The sequence below is a fragment of the Bradyrhizobium sp. Mp19 genome, from assembly GCF_029952935.1.
GTDB classification, from domain to species: Bacteria; Pseudomonadota; Alphaproteobacteria; order Rhizobiales; family Xanthobacteraceae; genus Bradyrhizobium; species Bradyrhizobium elkanii.
This window is the reverse complement of the sequence record NZ_JASAUT010000057.1, coordinates 32,624-51,356: the sequence shown is the minus strand read 5'-3', so window position 1 is coordinate 51,356 and position 18,733 is coordinate 32,624. Positions and strand designations below refer to the sequence as shown.

The following is an 18,733-nucleotide window of genomic DNA, read 5'->3' as shown; positions in this document are numbered from 1 at the left end:
ATGCCATGATGCGAGACCGAAAGCCCTACCTGCAGACCAAACCAACATAACAGTTGCCGGCCTTCGCCGGGACGACGGCGGAATATGTGGCGGCGTTACGCGTGGACCAGCCGCCACACCGCGCCGCCGATCGCGCCGACCCAAAGGATGACGCAGGCCAGCGCCTGGATGGCGAAACCGGGGCTGCGTTTCGCCACCGCTTCGCGATAGCCGATGAAATAGACGATGCGGCCGATCACCCAGATTGCGCCGACCGCCGCGGCCGTGGCATCGCCGACATAGACCGCGAACAGCCAGAGCGACGGCAGGAAGATCGGCATCCATTCCAGCGTATTCATCTGGATGCGGTAGATGCGCTCGAAATCCGGATTGCCCGTGATCGCCGGCAGCTTGACCCCGTAGACCGCGCGGGCGCGGGCGACCTGCAGCGCGAAGAAGAAGTGCAGCGCGACCGCAAGGCAGGTGACGATGGCGGTGTAGTGGTACATGTCAGGCGTGTCCTCTTTCCATTGACCCCGATGTCATGACGGGACAGCGAAGCCCGGTGTGACATGCGGCCTTGCTTTACCTCTCCCCGCGCGCGGGGAGAGGTCGGAACGCATCGTCAGATGCGTTCCGGGTGAGGGGGGACCTCGGCGAGACCAGCTGTCACCGAGTACGCGGAGACGGCCCCTCACCCCAACCCTCTCCCCGTAAGAACGGGGCGAGGGAGCATAGTTATGCCGCGGCCCCATTCGGACCAATTCCGTCACGTCCTAGAGCGTTTTCGAGCGAAGTGGATACCGGTTCGCCTGAAGAAAACGCGTCAAAACAAGAATCTAGAGCCCCGTTCCGATTCCATCGGAACGGGAAAAGCTCTAGTACCCCGTCATCTCAAGATAGCCGATTCCGGCGTGGCTGCCTGAGAAGCGGATCGGGCCTTCCCAATACGGGAAGCTGGTTCCCATCCAGCTCCGTGCATTGAGCGGCGTGGTCTCGATGGCAAGGCCGCGTGCGGGCAGGCTGACGCGCCATGACGTCGGCAGCTTGCGGCCGTCGATCTCGGTGGTTGCGAGCGGCACGATGCTGTTGCCGCCGGCGGCGATCTCGGCCGAGCGGCCGTCCGGCGTGATCCAGTTGCCGAACAGGTTTTCGCGGCCGTCCTTCTGGCGCAGCCGGTACAGCATCAGCTTCTCGTCGCCGGGCAGATGCAGCGAGAACCAGTCCCAGCCGGTTTGGTCGGCCGCCAATGGCTGGCTGCTCCATTCGCGATCCATCCAGGCTATGCCCGTGACGTCGACCGGTCTGTCGTCGATCACGATACGGCCGGACGCCTTGTAGAACGGCTGGCTGTAGTAATAGGAGGCCTGTCCGCGATCCGACTTGCGGCTGTAGCCGTGGTCGCCCTGCAGCACCAGCGCGCGGTCGGCCTCGAGCCGCAGCGCGGTGCTGAAGTCGGTGGCGGAGGCCTTGAGCTCAAGCGGCGCGACGCGTTGCGCATCGAACGGATCGCGCCCGCGCAGCTCCCAGGCGTCGATCCAGGCGCGGAACGGCGTGGCTTCGACGGCGGCCTGCCCGACGCCGCCGCGGGCAAAGGTCTCGCTGAAGCGGTGCGTGCCGGCGCTGGTCACGGCGGCGTGGCCCATCCAGAGCTGCTGATTGGCCCAACCCTCGGCCGGTCCGCCTGCTTTCATCACCTGGCGGAACAGCGTCCATTGCGCGCCATAGGCCGCGCCGCTCGTGTCGGACAGGTTGGCGGTCACGTACCACCACTCGATCCGGAATTCCGGATGCGGGCCGTGGTCCGCGGGGAACGTGAACTGCTTGCCCGGCGTGACGGCGGCAAATCCTTCCGCCGTCTCGCCGAGCCCGGCAAAGCCCTGCGCAAGGCCCTTGCCGCCGAGCGCCAGCGCCAGCGCGCCGCCGGCAAAGGCGCGACGGGTGATGGTGACGCTAGCGCTCATTGACAAAGATCCTGATCAGGCTGGCCGGCTGCATGCGGGCAAGCCTCGCGACCGGCAGCGCCGCCGCGCAGAATGCTGCGGCCAGCGCCACCGCGAGCAGCTCGATCAGCTGCAAGGGAAATACGTGGAAGGGCAGCCGCCAGCCGAACGCCTTGACGTTGACGATCGCAAGCAGGCACCACGCCACCAGCAGGCCGAGCGGCAGCGCGAACAGCGCAGTGATCAGTGCGACCGCCATGGTCTTCAACAGTTCGAGCGCGGCGAGCCGCCGCCGCGTCAGGCCGATCGCCCACAGCGGCGCCAGCTGCGGCAGCCGCGAATTGGCCAGCGTCAGCAGGCTGGTCAAGAGCGCGATGCCGGCGACACCGAGGGTGAAGGCGTTGAGCGCGGCGGTTACCGAGAAGGTGCGATTGAAGACCCGCCTGGATTCCGTTTTCATCCTCGCCTGGTCGGCGATGTTGCGATCATCGAGACCGAATTTCTCCTGCAGCGCGGTGATCAGCGGTGCGATCTTGTCCGGTGCCACGCTGAGGCCCATCCGCGTCATTGGTGTCTGCGGGAAGCGCCGGGTCAGCGCGGCGAAGTTGACCGCGATCTGGCCCTTGGGGTTGCCGTAATCGGCATAGATGCCGACGATCTCGAGCGGCCAGTTGCCGCCGGGGGCGGGCACCTCGATATGATCGCCGATCGCCAGCTTCATCCGTCGCGACAGCTGCTCGCTGACGAGGCCGGTGTCGCCCGGCCGTAGCCGAACCCACGCATTCGCAGCGCTTTCGAGCAACGGCCAGTTGTCACGATAGGTGGCGTGGTCCGGCAGGCCGAGCACCTCGATCGGCGCGCCGCCGAGCTGGGTGTCGGCGCGGCCGCCGGGCAGGATGGCCTCAACCTCGGGCCGGTCGCGCAGCCAGGCCTTGATCTCCTTTGCCTGCTGATCGCTGGCGGCGCTGATGTAAACGTCGGCGGCGAGCCTTCCGTCGAGCCAGACCAGGAAGGTGCGGTTGAAACTTTCCACCATGGTGCCGACGCCGACATTGACCGCGAGCGCAAGCAGCAGCGCCATCAGCGCCAGCGACAGGCCCGACAATTGCTGGCGGCTGTCGGCCCAGAACCAGATGCAGACCGGCGCTCGCGCGCTGCGCTGGCCGAACGCGAGCGCGATTTGCAGAACCATCGGCAGGATCAGCGCCGCGCCGAGCATTAGCGCGGCCAGCACGGCAAAGCCCGCGATCAGGGAATCGCCGAACCAGATCAGGCCCGCGGCGACCGTAAACACCGCAAGTGCCGCCGCGCTCTGGATAATGAGCCAGCGCCGCTGCGCCTGCTGCCAGGCCTGCGGCTGCGCCGTCGCCAGCACCGGCATCCGGATCGCCTTGGCAAGGCTCGCGGCCGCCGCGGCGAGCGCGCCCAGAATGCTGATGGCGATGCCGGCGAACCACCAGACGGGTTTGAGCGAAAGCTGTCCGGGGATCTGCGCGCCATAGAGCCCACGCAGCGAGGCCGCGACATCCGGCAGCAAGGCAGCCGCGATGAAGTAGCCGCAGACGAGGCCGATGAGGCCGGCGACCAGCGCCAGCGACACCAGCTCGATCACCAGCACGGTGTTGAGCATTCGCGCCGAGACGCCGCAGGCGCGCAGCGTGCGCAGCATCGGCAGCCGCTGCTCGAACGCCAGCCCGATCGCGGAGTTGACGATGAACAGGCCGACGAAGAACGACAGCAGGCCGAACGCGGTGAGGTTGAGATGAAAGCTGTCGGTGAGGCGTTCGAGGTCGCTCTCCGCGCTCGGCTCGACCAGACGGAGCTTGTCACCCGCCACGCTTTCCAGCGCTGAGTGCGGCGCTGTGGACTTGCTGACCAGCAGGCGCGAGACCTGGCCGGGCATTTTGAGGATGTCCTGCGCGATGCCGATATCGACGATCAGTGCGCCGGGGGCGAGCTCGGCCTGCACGCGCAGCGGCGGCAAGCTCGTGCCGTTGGCCTGTGGCCGCTCGCCTTCCTTGAGGCCGAGATCGCGCAGCGTTTCGCCCGCCACCAGCATTTCGCCCGGCGGCGTGACGAAGGCTTGCAGGCTGCCGCGTCCGACCGTCGGCGCGTTGCCGACCTCGGACGGCAGCGTCACCGGCTCGACGCCGAGCAGGCGGAAGCTGCGGCCGTCGATCTGGACCCGGCCCTCCAGCATCGGCGACACCGGCCAGCCGGCACGGCGCAGATCGACGAACAGTGCTTGCGGGAAGGTCGCGCTGTCCTTGGCGACCAGCATCGCGGTGCGCGACCCGCCGAAGGTCGCGGCGGCGCGGTCATAGGCGATGCGGGCCTGCTGGTTCAGCGCCTGCACACCGCTCCACAGCGCGGTGGCCGAGATCAGCCCGATCAAGAGCGTTGCGATCTGCATCGGATGCCGCCGCCAGTGGCTGAGCAGCACCGCAAGAATCCACAGCGCGCGCCTCATGCGACGATCCCGGCATGCAGGGTGACCTGGCGGTCGAGCGTCGCGGCGAGCCGCGCGCTGTGCGTGACCATCAGGAAGCCGCAGCCGGTGCGGGTCACCAGGTCGCGCGCCAGTGCCAGCACCTCGTCCGCGGTGTCCTCGTCGAGATTGCCGGTCGGCTCGTCGGCGAGCAGCAACAGCGGCTTCGGCGCCAGCGCGCGGCCGATCGCGACGCGCTGCTGCTGACCGCCGGACAATTGCTCGGGATAGCGCCTGAGCAGGCTTTTCAGGCCGAGGCGCTCGACCAGTTCGTCGTGCCAGGCGGCGTCATGCCGGCCGGCGATGCGCGACTGAAACACGAGATTGTCCGCGACCGTCAGGCTCGGGATCAGGTTGAACTGCTGGAAGACGAGGCCGAGCCGGTCGCGGCGCAATTCGGCGCGGCCGGCGTCGTTGAGGCGGGAGACGACGATGTCGGCGAGGGCGATCTCGCCGCTATCGGCGGCATCGAGTCCCGCGATCAGATGCAGCAGCGTGCTCTTGCCGCTGCCGGATTCGCCTGATAGCGCCACGCTCTCGCCGGTTGCAACGGCAAGGTCGACGCCGCGCAGCACGGCGACGTCTTCGCCGGCGGAGCGGTAACTCTTGGTCAGGCCGGTGACGCGAAGCACCGCGGCGGTCTGGTCAGATGAAGCGATGGCCGGGCCTCATTGCGGCTTCTGGTATTTCAGGACGAACTCGTCGATCGGCACCGGTGCCTTGAAGACGGGAATGTCCTTGGGGTCCTCCGCATGATGCAGGAAATCGCCCTCGGCCACCAGCTTGAAGCCGGCCGCCTCGATCTCCTGCTTCAAGGTGCTCTCCTCGATCCGGTGCAGCGTCTTGGCGACATTGGTGCCTTCGCCCGCCTTGGCCGAGTGATCCGCGATCACGAGGAAGCCGCCCGGCTTGAGCGCGGCGAACATCTTCCTGTTCATCGCGGCGCGGTCGACCGGCAGATAGGTGATGTCGTGATAGAAAAAGAAGAAGGTGATCATGTCGAGGTTCTTGACCTCGGGCGGGATCGGGTCGTCATAGTCCCGCACCACATGGACCACGTTCTTCATCGCCGGTGCCTTGGCGCGGGTGTCGAACTTGTCCTTGACGAAGCGCTCGAGCACGGTCGCGGAATCCTGCGCATAGACCTTGCCCGACGGCGCGACGGTGCGCGCCAACAGTTCGGTGCTGTAGCCGGCGCTGGCCGCCATGTCGAGGATCGTCATGCCGGGCTTGACGCCGGCAAAGGCGAGCATCTTGGCCGGCTGCCGGCGCTGGTCGACCTGGCGATCCGCATCGCTGCGATCGGGTGCGGCGACGATCGCGGCGTAGTCGGGATTGGCGGCGTCTTCCGCGCGAACCTGAGGGACGGCAAGCAGGGCGGCGGATACGAGTGCAATGCAAGCGGCCGCACGTAGGATCGATCTGTTCATGAAATAACCCAACCTTCAATAACCTCGGCTTTTCGTTGGCCTCGAACATAGCAGTCGGGACATGACAGTTCACCGCTTCACTGGCGCGACCGACGCGATCGTGATCAGGCCGTTGGAAGCGCTCTGGGGCGCGTGACCCCGAGGAAATGCGGTGTTGCGTTGCACGGCGAGGCGTGGCTAGCATCGCCGGACGGGGCCGATTTTACGAAGCCAAAAACGAAAACGACGGGGAGCCGGACATGACGACGCAAGCGACGTCCAAGAGGACGTCAGAGGGGACGCCGAAGGGCGCCTGGCAAATCACCTTCCTTCTATTCCTGTTCATGGTGGTGAACTTTGCCGACAAGATCGTGGTCGGGCTCGCCGGCGTGCCGATCAAGAAGGAAATGGGCCTCACCCAGGAGCAGTTCGGCGATCTCGGTTCGTCATTCTTCCTGCTGTTCTCGATCTCGGCGATCGTGGTCGGCTTCATCGTCAATCGCGTCGCCACCCGCTGGGTGCTGCTGATCCTGGCGGTGATCTGGTCGCTGGCGCAATTTCCGATGGTCGGCACCGTCAGCTTCACGACGCTGGTGATCTGCCGCATCATCCTCGGCGCCGGCGAGGGGCCGGCCTTCTCGGTCGCCGCGCACGCGATCTACAAATGGTTTCCGGACGAGAAGCGCACGCTGCCGACCGCGATCCTGTCGCAGGGCTCCGCATTCGGCGTGATCCTCGCCGTGCCCGCGCTGAACTGGATCATCGTCAATCACAGCTGGCATCACGCCTTCGGCGCGCTCGGCATCGTCGGCCTGATCTGGGCCGTCGCCTGGTTCGCGCTCGGCAAGGAAGGGCCGCTGGTGTCGACGTCTGCCGTGACGGCCGACGAGCCGCGGATTCCTTACCTGAAGCTTTTGACCTCGCGCACCTTCATCGGTTGCGTGGTGGCAACCTTCGGCGCCTATTGGGCGCTGTCGCTTGGGCTCACCTGGTTCACGTCCTTCATCATCGAGGGGCTCGGCTTCTCGCAGCACCAGGCCGGCTTCGTCTCGATCCTGCCCTGGATCTTCGGCGCGACGATCGTGCTGCTGACCGGCTGGATCTCGCAGCTGATGCTGACACGCGGCTTCACCACCCGCGGCGCGCGCGGCGTGCTCGGCTCGGTGCCGTTGATCATCGGCGGCGCCATTCTCGCGATGCTGCCCTATGCGCCGCCCGGCGGGATCATGATCGCGCTGCTGGTGATCGGCTCGGGCCTGTGCGGTTCGATCTATGTGGTGTGCCCGCCGATGCTCGGCGAATTCACGCCGGTGTCGCAGCGCGGCGCGATCATCGCGATCTACGGCGCGCTGTACACGATCTCGGGCATTCTGGCGCCGATGGTGATGGGCAATGTGATCCAGCACGCGGCCACGCCGACGGCCGGCTACATGTCCGGCTTCACCATCAACGCGGCGATCATGGCCGGCTCCGGCCTGCTCGGATTGCTGCTGCTGTGGCCGAACACCGAGCGGGCGCGCCTGACCGGCACGTCGCAGCCGGCAGGCACGATCAAAGGCGCGATGTCGCCGACGTAAGGGGCGCACCTCTGGCAACTCGCTCCACTTCGCCTCTCCCCTTGTGGGAGAGGCCGGATTTCGCGCGTCAGCGGGAAATCCGGGTGAGGGGGTCTGCCTCCGCGAGCTCCGTCCCTCGAGAGACCTCAACCCCTCACCCGGATCGCATTACGCTCGAAATCCGGGGCTGCGCCATCTGCGGACAGAGCTGCCCTGGATGGCGCTTCGCTGCATCCGGGCTACGCGCCGGTCGCTGCGTCTCTCAATTCATCCCCTGTGCGCCGCGCACCAGTCTGCCCGGGCGTGCGCCGGTGGCCTTGCCCTCGCGCTGGGTCACGATGCCCGACACGATGGTGGCGTCATAGCCATCGACCTGCTGCAGGAGGCGGCGGCCGCCGACCGGCAGGTCGTAATGCACCTTCGGCGGATGCAAATGCAGCCCGTCGTAATCGATCACGTTGACGTCGGCCTTGAAGCCAGGAGCGATCACGCCGCGATCATGCAGGCCGACCGACAGCGCGGTCTTGCGCGACTGTGCCGCGACGACGAACGGGATCGAGAGTTTCTCGCCGCGGCTGCGGTCGCGCGTCCAGTGCGTCAAGAGATAGGTCGGGAAGCTGGCGTCGCAGATGATGCCGCAATGCGCGCCGCCGTCTGAGAGGCCGGGCACCGCGCTCGGTTCACGCAGCATCTCATGCACGGCATCAAGGTTGCCGTCGGCGTAATTCAGGAACGGCACATAGAGCATGCCGCGACCCTCGTCGGTCAGCATCGCGTCATAGGCAAGCTCTTCCGGCTGACGGCCCTGGCGCCGCGCCTGCGGCCCGAGCGCGTTTTCCGGCGGCTGCTCATAGTTCGGCGGATTACCCAGGAGATACATCTTGTCGTAGTTCGGCCGGAAGAACAGCGGATCGTCGGTCGCCGTCGCGCTCTCGCTCAGGATCGCCGCGCGCACCTCGGGCCGGCGCAGATGCGCGAGCCGCTCGGCCAGCGGCAATTTGGCGATCTCGCGATAGCTAGGATGGGTCTGGAACGGATTGCGCGACAATTCGAGCCCGAGCAGCAGCCCGACCGGCCGCGCCGCGATCTGGGTCGTGATCGACAGGCCGCGGGCGGCGGCTTCATTGATGGTGTCCATGGTCTGCCGCCAGCGTCGCGGCGCCTTGTCGGCCTGGGCGACCGAGAACGAGATCGGGCACCTTGTGTTCTCGGCGACCCGCAGCATCATCGGCAGGTCTTCGTGCACGGTGCTCTGGTCGAGCACGAATTGCAGCACGCTGCGGCCAACGCCGTGCATCGCGCCGGCGATCGCGGTCAGTTCATCTTCGCCGGCTTTCAGCGTCGGCGTGTAGTCGCCGGTCGAGGTGCGGTGATTGAGCGTGCGCGAGGTCGAGAAGCCCAGCGCGCCCGCACGCACGGCGTCGCCGGCGAGCGCTGCCATCGCCTTGTTGTCCTCGGCCGTTGCGGGATCGCGGCGTGCGCCGCGCTCGCCCATCACATAGACCCGCAGCGCCGCATGCGGCAGCTGCGCGCCGATGTCCATGTCGAAATTGCGCTTTGACAGCCACTCCATGTAGTCGGGGAAGCTCTCCCACGCCCAGGGAATGCCGGCGGAGAGCACCGGCTCCGGAATGTCCTCGACGCCTTCCATCAGCTGGATCAGCCTGGTGTGGTCGCTCGGCCGGCACGGCGCGAAGCCGACGCCGCAATTGCCCATGATCGCGGTGGTGACGCCGTTCTGCGACGACGGCGTGATGTCATGGCTCCAGGTCACCTGGCCGTCGTAATGGGTGTGGACGTCGACGAAGCCGGGCGCCACCAGCTTGCCGCGGGCGTCGATCTCTTCCTTGCCCTTCGCCGAGACCTTGCCGACGCCGGTGATCTTGCCGCCTGTGATCGCGACATCGGCTTCATAGAGGTCGCCGCCCTTGCCGTCAGCGATGGTGCCGCCGCGGATCACGAGGTCTGGGGTCGAGGTCATGGCATTTCATCCCGAGGCTGTTTTTGGTTGACGGCATCATGGGTCAGCCCCTGATGCTGTCAACCAGCGCCGATGAAGCTCTGGGATGCGCTGGCGCTGATTTGCCAGCTGGGATCGAGCGTTGCCGTCCGGCGGAAATTTGTTCCGCCGGCAACCCGCCGCGAACTTATCGCGCGCCGAAGAACGCCGTCTTCTGGGTCTCCTCGGCCTGCAGCCTCGCGCGCACGCGCATCAGATCCTTCCAGCCGATATAGCCGACGAGGCGTTGGTCCTCGCGCGAGATCACAGGCAGATGCGAGACGTTGACCTGCATCAGGCGGTCGGCGAGCCGGTCGAGATATTCGTCGGGATAGGCGACGGTGATCTTGCTGCCGGCCAGCAGCTGCTTGAGCGTTGCGGTGCGATGCTTGCCGGCGCGGCGCCAGCGCAGCACCGAGGGCGGGTCGATCACGCCGAGCACGTGATGGCTGGCGTCGACGACGGGAAAGCTCGGGTGCCCCGTCTTCGGGTTGGTCAGGAAGGCGGCCGCGCCGTGCAGCGTCATGGTGTCGGCGACGGTCTCGACCGTCTTGGTCATGACGTCGCGCACGCGCGTCAGCGCGAAGGGATCGACGCGGTACTCGCGCACCAGATGATGGCCGCGCCGCGCCACCTTCTCGGTCAGGATCGAGCGCCGCATCAAAAGCACCGTGACGCCATGCGCGGTGCCGCAGGCCGCGATCAGCGGCAGCAGCACATGGGTGTTGCCGGTGAGCTCGACGGCGAAGAAGGTCGCGGTCAGCGGCGAGCGCATCGTGCCGCCCATCGTCGCCGCCATCGCCAGTAGCGCCCAGAAGCCGGGGCTCGCTTCAGGCAAATAGCCGCTCAGCGCCGTTCCCATCGCGCCGCCCATGATGAGCAGCGGCGCCAGTACGCCGCCCGACGTGCCCGAGCCCAGCGCGACCGACCAGATGACCGCCTTCACCACGAGCAGCAGCAGCGCGGCCTTCAGCACGACGTCGCCGCTCAGCATCGACGCGAGGTTGTCATAGCCGACGCCGAGCGCCTGCGGCTCGATCAAGCCGCCGAGGCCGACGACCAGGCCGCCGATCAGCGGCCACCACATCCAGTGGATCGGCAGCTTGAGGAAGATGTCCTCGCAGCCATAAACCAGCTGGGTGAGCACGCCCGACAGCAGCCCGGAGAGGATTCCGATCAGCATCCAGGCGCCGAGCTGCAGCACCGAGATGTCGACGCCGCCGGTGAACGGAAACAGCGGCGCGGGCATGTGCAGGAAGGTGCGCCCGACCGCCGCCACCACGGCGGCGACGGTGACGGGAATGAAGCTGCGCGGCGTCCATTCGAACAGCAACAGTTCGACCGCGAGCATGATCGCGGCGATCGGCGTGCCGAACACGGTGGTCATGCCGGCGGCGGCGCCCGCCACCAGCAGGGTCTTGCGCTCGTTGTCGCTGACCGGGAGCATCTGTGCGATCAGCGAGCCGATCGCGCCGCCCGTCATGATGATCGGGCCCTCGGCGCCGAACGGGCCGCCGGTGCCGATCGACACCGCCGACGACAAGGGCTTCAGGATCGCCACCTTGGGGTCGAGCCGGGAACGGCCGAGCAGGATGGCCTCGATGGCTTCCGGGATGCCGTGCCCGCGGATCTTCTCGCTGCCGAAGCGCGCCATCAGCCCGATGATCAGCGAGCCTGCGACCGGCACCAGCACGGTCCAGAGCCCGAGCGGCGAATCCTGCAATTTCAGGTCGGCGAAGCTGAACTGGCCGAAATAGGCGATGTTGGTGGCAAGCTTGATCAGCTGCAGCAATCCCGCACCGGCCAGCACGCCGGCGGCGGAGACGAACACGGCGATCGCCGAGATCACCACGACGCGGGGATCGGTCGTGAAGTCGCTCAGGAGGTGGCTGGCCTTGTCGCCAATCTTGGCGGAGGCGCTCGATTTGGTGGAAATGACGCTCATTGGTGGCGTAAGGCTCGGGTGAAGTGGACGCGGCGTCATATCGCATTGCGATATAATTACAAGCGGGAGACATCGAATGGCAGCGTTGAAAGGACCGTCGAAATCGCCGCGGCAGGACCCAAAGCGGGTTCCCAGCCAGGCCGATTACGAGACGCTGTCGCAATTTCGCTATCTGATCCGCCGTTTTCTTGAGTTCAGCCAGGATGCCGCGAAGGCCGCGGGCCTGACGCCGCGGCAGCATCAGGCCTTGCTGGCGATCAGGGGCTATCCGGGCGGCGGCCCGGTTGCGGTCGGCGATCTGGCCGAACGGCTGCGGCTTCGTCACCACACCACGGTCGAACTGGTCGACCGGCTGTCCGAGGCCGGGCTGGTCGAGCGTGTGCTCGATCCCGCCGACCAGCGGCGGGTGCTGCTGAAATTAACCGGCCTTGCGGCCGATCATCTCGCCGAATTGTCAGCGGTCCATCTCGATGAACTGTCGCGGATCGAGCCGCTCCTGAAGCAGGTGCTGTCGCGACGGTCGGAATGACCGCGCCCCATGCACGACGTTTCGCGCGTCAGGCGCGCGGGCTGGCCGTCTCGGCCTGATACGCAGAGGCCTGCGGCTTGCGCTCGGTGACCAGGGCAAGCAGCACGGTCAGCACCATGAACACGACGGAGGCGCCGAACACCCAGTGCGGCATGTGCTGGTCCATGATCCAGCCGAACAGCAGCGGGCTCACGATGCCGCCGAAGTTGAAGCCGGTGGAGACGATGCCGAAGGCGCGGCCGGCGGCGCCGGGCGGGGCCGCGTTGCGCACCATCATGTCGCGGGACGGCGCAATCACGCCGCCGAGGAATCCGGCGAGCCCCATCGCCAGCGTGAGCGCCACGGGCGGCAGGTTGAGCAGCGCAATCAGCAGCACGAGGGCGGCATTGACCGCAAAGCAGGCCGCGGCGACCTGGCTGTGGCGGTGGGTCCAGTCGGCGAGATAGCCGCCGGCGAGCACGCCGGCCGCGCTGGCGCCGAGGAATGCGGTGAGCGCGATATTGGCCGTCGAGAACGACGCGCCGTAGCCGCCCATCAGTGCGACCACGCCGAAATTGTTGATGCCCGAGGTCGACAGGCTGAGCAGCGTGAAGAAGGCTGTCAGCACCATCAGCGCCGGCGTGATCACGCTCGCCTTCGGTGCTGTGTCGTCCTTTGTCTTGTTCTTGTTGGCGCCGGCATCGGGAATGCCGAGCACGATCAGGAACAGCGCCACCAGTGGACCGACCGCACCGGCGACGATCAGCGCGCCGAGGCCGCCGATCGAGGCGACGAGTGCCGCCATGATCGCGGGCGCCACCGCGCCGCCGAGGAAGCCGGCAAAGGTGTGGATCGAGAAGGCGCGGCCCATCCGCGCCTCGTCCATATGAGCCGAGAGGATTGCATAATCGGCCGGATGATAGACGCTGTTCGCAAGGCCAAGCAGCACCGCGCAGATGATCAGCGACGTATAGCTGAGATGCAGGCCGAGCCCGATCAGCGCGCAACCGCCGACGGTCAGTCCGATCAAGAGGATCTTGCGCGCACCGATATGGTCGGCGAGGTAGCCGATCGGCGCCTGGGTCAGCCCGGAGACCACCGCGAACACCGTCAGCGCGAGGCCGAGCTCGACATAGCCGACGCCGAGCTGCTGCTTCAGGAACGGGAACAGCATCGGCAGCACGAAGATATGGAAATGGCTGACCCAATGGGCGACCGAAATCCCCGTCAGCGTGCGCAGCGCGCTGTCGGCCTTCGCTTGCTGCGGTGCGGCCAGAACGTCGACCATGTCGTCGAAAACCCCAGTTCCATAGCGTTTTCAAGCGAAGTTAGTACCGGTTCGCGTGAAGAAAACGCGTCAAACAAAATGCCCGGCAGGGCCCGCCGAAAATAGAGATTGGCCGCTAATTGTCCATGAACGCGGGCGCATGGCTGCCCCCGGCGCGGGCGTGCCGGATCGACACATGCGGCATTAAATGCGGCGACAAAGCGCGGCGGCACGGCGATGATCGGCCATGATCGACCCCAAAAAGCAGCTCCGCGTGCTGGTGTCGGAGGGCTCCAGCACCTCCGGCCGCGAGGCGATCACGATCCTCGGACTGGCCGGCCATCACGTCGAGGTTTGCGACCCCTCGCGCTGGTGCCTGGCGCGCTACTCCCGCTTCGTCCGTAAATACCACCATTGTCCGCCGCTGCGCTCAGATCCAGCCGGATTCCTGCGCTTCGTCGAGCGCCTGTTGGCGTCGCGACATTTCGATGTGCTGCTGCCGACCCATGAGCAGGGATTTCTGTTCGCCCGCGCCGCGGCGGGGCTGGCATCACGTACCGGCCTGGCGCTGCCGGATTTCGCCAGCTATCGCGCCGTGCACAGCAAGGCCGGCTTCAGCCGTCTGCTCGACCGGCTCGGTCTGCCGCAGCCGACGACCCGGATCGTGAGCTCGGCCGAGGAGCTGCGCGAGGCGGTGCGGTTTCCATCCGTGGTCAAGACGTCGGTCGGCACCGCCAGCCGCGGCGTCTGGTTCGTGCGCGATACCGGCGATCTCAATCGCGCGCTCTACGACCTCGAGTCCGCGGACGATTTTGCCGGCGAGGTGCTGGCGCAGGATCTGATCACCGGCACGGTCGAGAAGGCGCAGTCGGTGTTCTGCCACGGCACGCTTGTCGGCTTCCATGCCTACCGCCAGATTGCGGCCGGTGTCGGCGGCGGCGAGGCGATCAAGGAGAGCGTGAGCAGGCCGGCGATCCGCGCCGGCCTCGAGACCATCGGCGCGCATCTTCGTTGGCACGGTGCGCTCTCGGTCGACGTCATCATGCCGCTCGACAGCGCAACGCCGCTGTTGATCGACTGCAACCCCCGGCTGGTCGAGCCGATGAACGCCTTTCAGTCGGGCGTCGATCTGGTCGATTTGCTGCTGCGCGTCTCGCGCGGCGAGACCCCGGCGCCGCTGGCCGAGGGGCGCGTCGGGGTGCGGACGCATCTGGCGATGCAGGCGCTGCTCGGCAGTGCATCGCGCGATGGCACGCGGCGTGACCTGATCCGGGAATGCGGCCGCATCGCCACGGGCGAAGGGCACTATCGGGGAAGCAGCGAAGAGCTGACGCCGGTGCGGCTCGATTGGCTCAGTGCCGTGCCGCTGGCGATGACCACGGCGCTGCTGCTGGCATCGCCGCAGATCGCCTCATCGCTGGCGCGCGGTGGTTTTGGCGCCCATCTGCTCGATCGCGGCAGCATCAAGGCGATCGAAAATGGTGATTTTCAATAGTATCCTTCAGTGCGAATTCACTGCACGATCTTGTCTGCACGCTTCAATAGCTCGGGTGGGATCTCGACGCCCACGGCCCGGGCCGCCTGGAGATTGAATATCAGCTCTCGCCTGGTGACGACACCGACCGGCAGGTCGCCCGGCTTCGCGCCCTTGAAAATCTTGTCGGCGAACGTCGCAAACTCGCGCCATGTATCGGCGACGTTGGCGCCATAGGTGATCACCCCGCCCGCGTCCGCCTGGCCGCCGGGAAACATTGCCGGCAAGCGGTTCTTCAGGGCCAGTTCACCAACTTGCTTTCGATTGCTGAAGGGCACCGGCACTTCCAGGACCAGCAGCGCCTCCGCGCGTTCCTTTGCCATCCCGGCAATTGCGGCCTCCAGATCGTCCGCACTCTTGACCTTCACGATTTGCGGCTCCAACCCCAAGGCCTTGGCTGCGGCCTCGTTGGCACGGTCAATCGGAGCGAGCCCGCGTTCATCGGCGCCGGGGATCGTTTGATCGCTGAGAATCGCAACGCGCGTGATTCCGGGCAATGCCTCCTTCAGAATTTTGAATTGCTTGCTGGCCTGCTGCGGATCGAGGTTGGTGAGGCCCGTGATGTTGCCTCCCGGTTTTTCCATCGAGGCGACAAGCTTCAATGCAACCGGGTCGGTCACGATTGCAAAGATCACCGGAATCGTCGACGTCGCCTTCTGCGACGCCACCGACGCCGGGCCGCCGAGTGCAAGGATGACATCCACGTTCGCACCGACCAGCTCCGAGGCGAGGCCCGGAAGGCGCTCGAGCTTCGACTCGGCAAATCGCGGTTCGATGACGATGTCGGGGCCTTCGAGATAGCCGCGGTCGGCGAAGTCGCTCAGAAGGTTTTTCTTGATGGAGTCGAAGAGCGGCGACGGGCTGCCGTTGAGAAGGATTCCTACTTTCCTGGGGGCTTGTTGCGCATTGGACGGTTCGCACGTCGACGCGATCATGCAGAAGACCGTGAGCACTGCCTTCGCAAACCTCATGGCACCGCCCCCCGGGCAAGGACCCAGCGTCCATGCGGAGCCTAGCACGGCAACCAATCCGGAAGGGGGGCCAGCCCATGACCCCGCTGCGACCTAATGTCTGCTTGGCGACGATGAACCGGGCTCGGTAGCTCGCAAGCTACGAGGCCGCCGCCCGCGACCCGGCGCGCAACTGCGCCCGGGACATTTGGATGGACATCTGCCGCGCCTCACAATGGCTCGTCATCATTGCCGTAGCGGTCGAGCTTCGGCGTGGCGATGTCGCCGTCCTCGTAATAGTCATCGTCCTGCAGCGCTGCGGGCGGCGGAGGCTTCTTCGACTTGTCGTCGGTCTTGTCTTTGGTCTTGGCGCCGTCCTTGCTCGTCTTTCCGGCCTTGGCCATGCGTTTCCCCTGCACGGGTCAAATCAGCTGCCGGAATTCTACTCCAGTTTGCGGACGCTTGTAACGTGATGAGAGGGTACGGCGGGGTCACACCTCGCCCCACCGGATAGCTCTAAAACGTCGCGCCGGCCTTTACCATGTAGGTGCGGCCGGGCAGCGGATAGGCCGAGAAGCGGCCCTCCGTGAACGTGCTCGCGATGGCGTAGTCGTAATAGAGCGCGTTGAACAGGTTGTTCACGCTCAGCGACCAGAAGAAGCGGTCATACTGCCCGCTCAGCTTGATGTCGGCGGTGGCGTTGCCGGGAATCCGGCTCTGGGTGTTGGCCTGGTCGTTGTCCATGATGCGCGAGCTCCAGGCCCGCACCGTGGCGTCGAACACCAGATAGTTCTGCCAGATATTCCAGGTGACGCCGAGATTGCCGGTGTAGCGCGACACCAGCGGCACGTCGTTGCCGGCCCAGATGCCTTCGCGGAACACCGCGCGGGTGATCGCCATGCCGCCGCGCAGGGTGACGCTGTCGCTGACCTTGAGCGCCGCGCTGGTCTCCGAGCCGTAGCGGCGGGTGGGGTCGAGGTTGGTGTTGAAGAACAGCACCGGGTTGAAATGGATCTCGTTGTCGAGATCCATCAGATAGACGCTGGTCTGGACCTGGAAGCGGTTGGTCCTGACGCGAAAGCCGCCCTCGACATCCTGCGAGGTCTGGGTCTTGAGCTGGAAGGTCTGCGGGATCGGGGCGAAGGTCAGCGGGTCGAATGACGGACCCGACGCGACGCGTTCGTCGACATCAGGCGTGCGGAATGCGCGTGCCGCGCGGCCGAACACCGAGAAGGTGTCGGTCAGGCGATGCTCGACGCCGACATGCAGCGCGTATTGCGTCTCGTTGCTGTCGAGCGGTGCCGCCTGCGCGTCGAACGCGAACGGCGCGTTCGGGTCGTAGCGATCGCGCGCCGAGACGCTGGTGTTTTGTACACGCACGCCGTAGGAGAAGTCGGTCGTCGGCAGCACGCCGATCGTGTGCTGCCAGTAGCCGGCCACGGACTGCTGCTCGATATTGTAGATGTGGAACGGGTCGACGCCCTGATAGGCGCCGCGCGCCTCGCGGAAGGTCGAATCGTAATAGTCGATGCCGGTCAGGATCGTCGACTGCATCCCCAGCATCACATTCTTGACGCTGAGCCGCGGCGTGAGCGACCAGGTCTGCAGCGCAGCGTCATTGTATGTCGAAGCGAAGCTGATGGTCGGCACCTTGCCGAAGAAGCCGCTCTGCGTCTCGCGCTGCCGCCAGCCGCCGTCGACGATCAGGTCGACGCCGTTGATCAGCGTCTTGGTGAAGCCGGTGGTGACGCTGGCGGTTTGCTGGTTGGCATAGTCGAAGGGCGTCGCGGCGCCGCGGCGATCGGTGAGCAGCTCGTTGACGCCGATCGACGGATCGACCAGCCGTCCGCCGGGCAGGCCGAGCCTCTGGTCGCTGCCGGTGACGGTGAGGAAGGCGGTGAGATCAGGCGTGGTGTAGTTGATGTTGCCGACCGCGTTGCGCTGGTCGAGCGCATTGTTGACGCGGTAGCCGTCGGACTTGATGCCGTTGCCGTAGAACGAGGTGGACCACGGTCCGGAATTGAGCGCCGCGGAGACCGCGGCCATGCGGGTGTTGAACGAGCCAATTCCGGCCTCGGCCCGCATCGTCGTCGGCGGGCCACCGACGCCGGTCTTGGTGATGATGTTGACCACGCCGCCCACGGCGTTGTCGCCGTAGAGCACGGCGCCGCTGTTGCCGCGCGTGATCTCGATGCGCTCGATGGAATCGAGCGGGATCGTGGTGAGGTCGAAGCCGGCCTTGTCGACGTCGTTAAGGCGGCGGCCGTTGAGCAGGAACAGCGTGTTGTCGGTCGCGAATGCGCCGAAACCGCGCAGGTCGACCGAGGTCTTGGCGCCGTTCGGCCCGCCATAGGGCGTTTGCAGCTGCACGCCCGGCACCTGCGCGAGGATCTCCGGCAACGACTGCACCGGCGAATGCGCGATGTCGTCGGCGGTGATCACGGCCGAGGAGGCGCCGACAATGCCGGCGAACTGGCGGCCGCCGCCGGTGCCACCCGTTCCGGTGGCCACGCCGGTCGCTGTCGTGCCAGATCCGCTGCCGCTGCCCGCATTGTTACTCTGCGTGGTGCCCGGCGCCGGGCGGCGCGGCGCCGGCGCTTCGTCGGCGGCCGGCCTGGCGCGCGTGACGTTCTGGTCGCCCGGCTTGGTGACTTCGATCGCCGGCAGCTGATCGGGAGCGGGCGCCTGCTGCGCCCGCGCGGCGGGGACAAGGATTGCCGGCGCGATCATCGTCGACGCGAGCAGAAGCGCGCGGTGTCGCCGATCGAGAGAGAAGGAGAACATAAGCGAGGCCTCGGCAACGTCAGTGGCACGTCACCGCGAACCAGTCTCACCATCGTGCTCACGGCATCAGGTGAAGCTCATGCCTGTACTCCCCGACCGGCATCCTCGCGTGTGACCACGGCTGACGGCAGGTCTCCTGGCTCGCGGGTCGTTACCCTTCGTCGCCTTCCCAGGACCGAGATTCCCAGTGGCCTGTGACGAAGGATTCACCGCATACAGTTGCGGGGGCAGCCGCGGCGTTGGGGAAGTTTCCCCGTACCGCATTCCCTTTTCATCTCATGAAAGAACCGTCATGTTCATCTAGGGTTCGGCCGGGCAGCAAAGTCAATCCGGCCGAAGTCGGGCGGCGGCCGGGCGGCCACGGTTTTTGT

14 protein-coding genes and 1 riboswitch are annotated in these 18,733 nt (G+C 66.4%); of the genes, 3 read left to right on the top strand and 11 right to left on the bottom strand.

Features of this window, described 5'->3' with window-relative positions; translation table 11 throughout:
• Positions 1 to 95: 95 nt before the first annotated feature.
• The 5 genes from QJT82_RS37130 to QJT82_RS37110 form a co-directional block, all read right to left on the bottom strand.
• Complete coding sequence (locus QJT82_RS37130) at positions 96 to 488, bottom strand: MAPEG family protein (protein ID WP_028343548.1); 393 nt, start codon at positions 486 to 488, stop codon at positions 96 to 98.
• A gap of 369 nt (positions 489 to 857) precedes the next feature.
• Positions 858 to 1,943: a lipocalin-like domain-containing protein gene (locus tag QJT82_RS37125; RefSeq protein ID WP_028343547.1), complete on the bottom strand. Its 1,086-nt coding sequence runs from the start codon at positions 1,941 to 1,943 to the stop codon at positions 858 to 860.
• Positions 1,933 to 4,392 (bottom strand): ABC transporter permease, encoded by a 2,460-nt coding sequence (locus tag QJT82_RS37120; RefSeq protein ID WP_264641750.1) that lies wholly within the window; start codon positions 4,390 to 4,392, stop codon positions 1,933 to 1,935. Before QJT82_RS37120 ends, QJT82_RS37125 begins: the two co-directional genes overlap by 11 nt.
• Positions 4,389 to 5,042: an ABC transporter ATP-binding protein gene (locus tag QJT82_RS37115; protein WP_028343545.1), complete on the bottom strand. Its 654-nt coding sequence runs from the start codon at positions 5,040 to 5,042 to the stop codon at positions 4,389 to 4,391. Before QJT82_RS37115 ends, QJT82_RS37120 begins: the two co-directional genes overlap by 4 nt.
• 36 nt (positions 5,043 to 5,078) lie before the next feature.
• Positions 5,079 to 5,840 (bottom strand): class I SAM-dependent methyltransferase, encoded by a 762-nt coding sequence (locus QJT82_RS37110; RefSeq protein WP_028343544.1) that lies wholly within the window; start codon positions 5,838 to 5,840, stop codon positions 5,079 to 5,081.
• Positions 5,841 to 6,079: 239 nt separating this feature from the next.
• Between QJT82_RS37110 and QJT82_RS37105 the strand changes: the two genes are divergently transcribed.
• Positions 6,080 to 7,396, top strand: a complete 1,317-nt coding sequence (locus QJT82_RS37105; protein ID WP_028343543.1) for an MFS transporter — start codon at positions 6,080 to 6,082, stop codon at positions 7,394 to 7,396.
• Between the two features lie 241 nt (positions 7,397 to 7,637).
• Here QJT82_RS37105 and QJT82_RS37100 read toward each other — a convergent pair whose 3' ends face one another.
• Entirely contained in the window at positions 7,638 to 9,356 is a 1,719-nt protein-coding gene (locus QJT82_RS37100; RefSeq protein ID WP_028343542.1) for an amidohydrolase family protein, read from the bottom strand.
• 166 nt (positions 9,357 to 9,522) lie between these two features.
• On the bottom strand, positions 9,523 to 11,319 hold the full coding sequence (locus tag QJT82_RS37095) for a chloride channel protein (RefSeq protein ID WP_028343541.1): 1,797 nt from the start codon (positions 11,317 to 11,319) through the stop codon (positions 9,523 to 9,525).
• 76 nt (positions 11,320 to 11,395) lie between these two features.
• Between QJT82_RS37095 and QJT82_RS37090 the strand changes: the two genes are divergently transcribed.
• Complete coding sequence (locus QJT82_RS37090; RefSeq protein WP_028343540.1) at positions 11,396 to 11,848, top strand: helix-turn-helix domain-containing protein; 453 nt, start codon at positions 11,396 to 11,398, stop codon at positions 11,846 to 11,848.
• Positions 11,849 to 11,876: 28 nt separating this feature from the next.
• Here QJT82_RS37090 and QJT82_RS37085 read toward each other — a convergent pair whose 3' ends face one another.
• Positions 11,877 to 13,115, bottom strand: a complete 1,239-nt coding sequence (locus QJT82_RS37085) for an MFS transporter (RefSeq protein WP_028343539.1) — start codon at positions 13,113 to 13,115, stop codon at positions 11,877 to 11,879.
• A gap of 226 nt (positions 13,116 to 13,341) precedes the next feature.
• Between QJT82_RS37085 and QJT82_RS37080 the strand changes: the two genes are divergently transcribed.
• The gene (locus QJT82_RS37080) at positions 13,342 to 14,589 is read left to right on the top strand and encodes a hypothetical protein (RefSeq protein ID WP_028343538.1); all 1,248 of its coding nucleotides are present in this window, start codon (positions 13,342 to 13,344) and stop codon (positions 14,587 to 14,589) included.
• A 17-nt stretch (positions 14,590 to 14,606) separates the two neighbouring features.
• On the opposite strand, the gene QJT82_RS37075 is transcribed toward QJT82_RS37080, so the two are convergent.
• The 3 genes from QJT82_RS37075 to QJT82_RS37065 all read right to left on the bottom strand — a co-directional run bounded on the left by QJT82_RS37075 (position 14,607) and on the right by QJT82_RS37065 (position 18,362).
• Positions 14,607 to 15,599, bottom strand: a complete 993-nt coding sequence (locus QJT82_RS37075) for an ABC transporter substrate-binding protein (RefSeq protein WP_051448081.1) — start codon at positions 15,597 to 15,599, stop codon at positions 14,607 to 14,609.
• Between the two features lie 209 nt (positions 15,600 to 15,808).
• Complete coding sequence (locus QJT82_RS37070; RefSeq protein WP_016846987.1) at positions 15,809 to 15,982, bottom strand: hypothetical protein; 174 nt, start codon at positions 15,980 to 15,982, stop codon at positions 15,809 to 15,811.
• 112 nt (positions 15,983 to 16,094) lie between these two features.
• Positions 16,095 to 18,362, bottom strand: coding sequence for a TonB-dependent receptor (locus QJT82_RS37065; RefSeq protein WP_028343537.1), 2,268 nt, complete (start codon positions 18,360 to 18,362; stop codon positions 16,095 to 16,097).
• Between the two features lie 108 nt (positions 18,363 to 18,470).
• A riboswitch (cobalamin riboswitch) is annotated at positions 18,471 to 18,669 on the bottom strand.
• Positions 18,670 to 18,733: the final 64 nt, after the last annotated feature.